Genomic DNA, 4949 nt, shown 5'->3' with positions numbered 1-4949 from the left:
TTAATAACGAGATTTACTCAAAATATTGTTGGGACTTCACCAAATGTTTGCGGGTTTGTAATAGGAAGCGCGAAGGGGTGGCTTGGAACACATGAAATACATCGTCTTCATTCTCTTTACCGTCATGACCAATGCCGCCGCGCAGCTGATGCTGAAGCAAGGCATGATGTCGCTCGGACCGATCTCGTTCGAGGGCGTCAATCCGCTCGTCAAGCTGCTGCAGATCGTCTTCAGCCCCTGGGTGTTCCTTGGCCTGTGTACCTTCGTCATCTCGATGGCCTCGCATCTCTATGTGCTGTCCAAGGTCGAGCTCTCCTTCGCCTACCCGTTCCTCAGCCTCGCCTATGTTGCCGTCGCCATCTTCGCTTATTTCGTCTTCCGCGAGGACCTCAATGGCTGGCGGATCGCCGGTATCGCCTTCATCTGCGTCGGCACGGTGCTGATCGCGCAAAGTGGGCGGGATTTGGGTGAGCAAGGGCATGAGGACCAGACCGCTTCCATCACGCCCGACAAGATCCAAGCAAACGAGATCGTTCGATGAGACATGTGATTTTCGGCGGCGACGGTTTCGTCGGCCGCCATCTTGCCCCGAAACTTGTGGCCGATGGTGAAGAGGTTGTCGTCGCCGACATCGTCAAGAGCGACCTGCCGCACTACCGCACCGTCCGCTTTATCCAATGCGACGTCACCGACCCGACCTCGGTCACCGCGGTTGGGCTCAGGGCCGACGACATGGTCTACAATTTGTCGGCCAAGATGCTATCGCCGATCCAGGTGCGCGCCAAGCGGCACGATTTCTTCTTCCCTGTGAATTTCCATGGCACCGAGCACATCATGCAGGCCATGGACGGAGCCGGTGCGTCAAAACTCGTCCACTACACGACCGACATGATCTACGGCCACACGGTCACGCAGCCGATGACCGAGGAGCACCCGGTGGCGCCGCTGGGCGAATATGGCTGGTCGAAGCAGAAGACAGAGGAGCTCGCCGCCGAATGGCGCAAGCGCGGCATGTCGATCTCGCTGTTTCGCCCGCGCCTGATCATCGGTCCCGGCCGGCTCGGCATTCTGGAAAAACTGTTCAAGCTGATCGACTGGAACCTTCCCGTGCCGATGATCGGTTCGGGCAGGAATCCTTATCAGTTCATCTCGGTGTTCGACTGCGCCGAGGCTGCGCGCGCGGCCTGGAAGGCCGGCGTGCCAAACGAGGCCTATAATCTCGGTTCGCTCAATCCGCCGCCGGTCAAGAAATTGCTCGGCGATCTGATCAGGCATGCCGGCTCGAAATCGATCCTGATCCCGACACCGGGCTGGGCGGTCAAGCGCACGCTGGACCTGCTTGACCTCTTGAACATGCCGATCATGGACCCGGAACAGTATCTGATCGCCGACGAGGATTGCGTGCTCGACGTGTCCAAGGCCGGGCGTCAGCTCGGCTGGGTGCCGCAATATCGCGACGAGGACATGCTGATCGCCGCCTACAGCGAGTACCGCGCAAAGAAAGCCGGTCACGCCGTCGCCACCAAACATGTGCCCGCCGAATAGCGGCTTGCAAAAACAGCTTTCGTTGCGCCCGATCCTGGTCGTGCGCGCAGACAGGAGATTGAAATGACCGTCATGGCCAAGCCCGAACAGACCAATTTGCGCACCATGGTCAGCGCGCCGGCGCTGTCGCCTGTCACCATCGCCAAGCCCGATTTGATCAGCGTCGAACAAGCCAAGGCGATGGATGTCGCCCGCATGACCGACCTGTTCAAGGCGCATCTCAACCCCGGCCAGTTCCACTTCATGAAGCTGCTCGGCTTCCACAAGATCAAGATCGAGCGTGCCGAAGGCATGTTCTACATCGACCAGAACGGCCGCAAGATCCTCGACTTCTTCGGCGGCTTCGGTTCGCTGGCCTTTGGCCACAATCATCCGCGCATCCTGGAAGCACGCAAGAAATTCCAGGAGGAGAAGCGCCAGGAAATCGCCATCGCCTTCATGTCGCAATATGCGGCAGCGCTTGCGCACAACATCGCCAAATGCTCGCCCGGCGATCTCGACATGGTATTTTTGGGTTCGTCCGGCTCGGAAGCGATGGAAGCGGCGGTGAAGCTCGCCGAGCGCGCGGCCGGTCCGAAGCGGCCGAAGATCGTCTATGCCGAGAATTCCTTCCACGGCAAGACCAAGGGCGTGCTGGGCATCACAGACGGCCAGCTTTACCGCGCTGACTTCAAGGTGGCGGAAAACACGGTCCGCATCCCGTTCGCCGACATCGAGGCGGTCGAGCGCCTGTTCCGCTCCGATCCGGAGGTCGGGGTCATCGTGCTCGAGACCATCCAGGGCGGTGGCGGCATCATTCAGGCGCCGGCCGAATATTGGCAGAAGCTGCGCGCGCTGTGCGATCAGTACGGCGTGCTGTGGGTCGCCGACGAAGTGCAGTGCGGCTACGGCCGTTCGGGCCGCTTCTACGCCTTCGAGCATTACGGCGTCATTCCCGATGTGACCGCGCTGGCCAAGTCGCTCGGCGCCGGCAAGGCGGCGGTGGGAGCCATGATCGCGCGGCGCGAGGTCTACATGAAGGCCTATGGCACGCCGAAAACGGCGATGATCCATGCCATGGCGACCTTCGGCGGCATGGGCGAGGCCTGCGTCACCGCGATCGAGGGGCTCAACGTGCTCTACGACGAGGGGCTGATCGACAATGCCGCCGTCACCGGCGACTATTTGCTGCAGCGCCTGCAGGCGCTCAGGGAAAAGTACCCGAAGATCATCAAGGATGTGCGCGGCAAGGGTTTTATGGTCGGCCTGGAGTTCCACGACTTCTCGCAGACCTTGCCGATGGTGCTGCGGCCGATCGTCAGCGTGCTCGACGACAAGCTGAAGGGCTCGCTGTCGGGCTTCGTCGGCGCGCTGCTGCTGCGCGATTACGACGTGCTGGTCGCCTTCACCGAGTACAACCGCAACGTCATCCGGCTGGAGCCGCCGCTGATCTGCCAGCGTGAGCATGTCGATCGTTTCGTCGATGCTTTCGACAGTCTGCTGTCGCGCGGCATCGTGTCGATCGTGAAGGATTTCGTCAAAAGCCAGGTCCGTTAAACCGAAACTCGCTGAGTAGACATGCTGACCAAGTCGCCCGCTCCACAGAACCCACTCGACCGGCTCACCGGGGCCGGTCTGGCGTGGGGCGTGGGGACTTATGCGCGGCTGGCGGCACCGATCGGCGCCGCGGCCTTCGCGCTCTACATTCTTTTTTCAGCGTTCACCGCGTGGGTGATGCCCGACGCCAATTGGGACATGCTGCCCTATCTCGCCATAGCGGAGGAAGGCACCTATCCCGATGCACAGGCGCTGCATGACTATGCCTACAACACTGTCAAATCGGGCGTGTCGGCCGGTGACTACAAGGCGCTGACCGACGATGGCGGCGGCTTCCGCAGCCACATGGCGGAGAATGCCGCCGACTTCCATTCATTGCTCGGCATGTACCGGATCAAGTTCCTCTATGCCGAGATCCTGTCGACGATGAGCGCGGTGATGTCGCCGGTCGAGGCGATGCGCCTGGTCTCAGTGTTCTCCGTGCTGCTGTTCGGCGCGATCGCCCTGATGTGGCTGCGCTCCGAGGGGGCACTGGCCTTGGCGCCGGTGGTCGGCGCGGTGCTGATCATGGCCGATTTCGGCGATGCGGCGCGCGCCTCAACGCCGGATCTGCTCACATCGGCGCTGTTGCTGGGCGGGCTTTATGCCTATGTCCGCGGCCGCGAGGTGGCGACGGCGATCCTGCTCTTCCTCGCCTTCATGGTGCGCCCGGACAACATTGTTTTCCTTGCTGTTTTTGCTGTGCTGCTGGTTGCGTTCCGGCAGAGGGCATGGGGCGCGCTGGCCGGCTTTGCCGCTTCCTTCGTTGCCTATTTCGCCATCTCGCACTGGGCGCATCATCCCGGCTGGTGGCCGCATCTGTGGTTCTCCAGCATCGAGCAGCATTACAATATGGACGGGTTCGAGCCGCCATTCTCCATCGTTGCCTATCTCAGGGCATTTGCCACCTCGCTGCTGCGTGCCGTCAGCCTGAACAGCTGGGTCGGCGTGTCGGTGCTGGCACTGGCCGGCTGGTTTGCTGCCGACCGCGCCGGCTTCCGCCTCGACCGCCGCGCCGGCATCCTGTTCGCGGCACTGGTGCTCGGCGCGCTGGCGAAGTTCACCGTCTTCCCGATCCACGACACGCGCATCTATTTCCCGCATCTGATCCCGCCATTCCTGCTGCTGGCGACGCCGTTCATGGCGTTGTGGGCGGCCGTGGCTCGCGGCCAGAATCGCGCTGCCATGCAAATCATTCCCGGAGACAAGTCATGAGTTCGCTATCCAGCCTGGCGCGCGTTGCCCTGTCGCTCGGTCTTCCCAGTGGCGTTCTCGATCGCGGGCCGTCGCTGCGCGGCACGAAATTCCTGGCCAAGGCAGCGCTGAAGGCGCGGTTTGGTGGGGCGGGGCGGCCGTTCCAGATGGTCAATGTCGGCGCCTGCGACGGCGCGCTCTTCGACGATGTGACGCCGTGGCTGCACAGGATTCCCGGTGCACGCGCGATGCTGGTCGAGCCGATCCCCTACAATCAGAAACGGCTGCGCGCCAACTACCCCGACATCAGCCGCTTCATCATCGAGCCGGTGGCGGTGACGAAGACAAAGGGCACGATCACCGTCCACACTTTCGATGCCGCCGCGCTCGAGGCCGGCACGCTGCCCATCGAATTCATCGGCTGTTCGTCGGTCACCGACACCAATCTGATGTCGGGCAAGAATGCCTGGGGCGAGGCCGACGCCAACTTCAACAAGTTCGCGCCGCATCTCAGGGACATCGAGGTGCCATCCGAGACCTTGCTGACGCTGCTCGACCGCAACGGCATCACCCATATCGACGCCTTCCTCGTCGATTGCGAGGGCGCCGACTGGATCGTCTTCGAACAACTCGAC

At 62.0% G+C, this 4949-nt stretch carries 5 protein-coding genes; all 5 read left to right on the top strand.

From position 1 onward, the window contains the following. The first annotated feature begins 91 nt into the window (after positions 1-91). Entirely contained in the window at positions 92-541 is a 450-nt protein-coding gene (locus EN969_RS16615) for an EamA family transporter (RefSeq protein ID WP_063168218.1), read from the top strand. Beyond that, positions 538-1545 carry an NAD(P)-dependent oxidoreductase gene (locus tag EN969_RS16610; RefSeq protein ID WP_063168217.1) on the top strand — a complete coding sequence of 336 codons (1008 nt, stop codon included), beginning with the start codon at positions 538-540 and terminating at the stop codon, positions 1543-1545. The genes EN969_RS16615 and EN969_RS16610 overlap by 4 nt, the downstream gene beginning before the upstream one ends. Before the next feature lie 105 nt (positions 1546-1650). Further along, the gene (locus tag EN969_RS16605; protein WP_244514351.1) at positions 1651-3081 is read left to right on the top strand and encodes an aspartate aminotransferase family protein; all 1431 of its coding nucleotides are present in this window, start codon (positions 1651-1653) and stop codon (positions 3079-3081) included. Between the two features lie 21 nt (positions 3082-3102). Continuing rightward, positions 3103-4335, top strand: a complete 1233-nt coding sequence (locus EN969_RS16600) for a glycosyltransferase 87 family protein (protein ID WP_063168215.1) — start codon at positions 3103-3105, stop codon at positions 4333-4335. Beyond that, positions 4332-4949, top strand: a 618-nt coding sequence (locus EN969_RS16595) for an FkbM family methyltransferase (protein ID WP_164758299.1), incomplete at its 3' end; no start/stop codon positions are given. The genes EN969_RS16600 and EN969_RS16595, both read left to right, overlap by 4 nt.

The organism is Mesorhizobium sp. M7A.F.Ca.CA.003.01.2.1 (assembly GCF_003998945.1).
In the GTDB taxonomy this organism is placed as follows: Bacteria; Pseudomonadota; Alphaproteobacteria; order Rhizobiales; family Rhizobiaceae; genus Mesorhizobium; species Mesorhizobium ciceri.
This window is presented reverse-complemented; position numbering and strand designations above follow the sequence as displayed.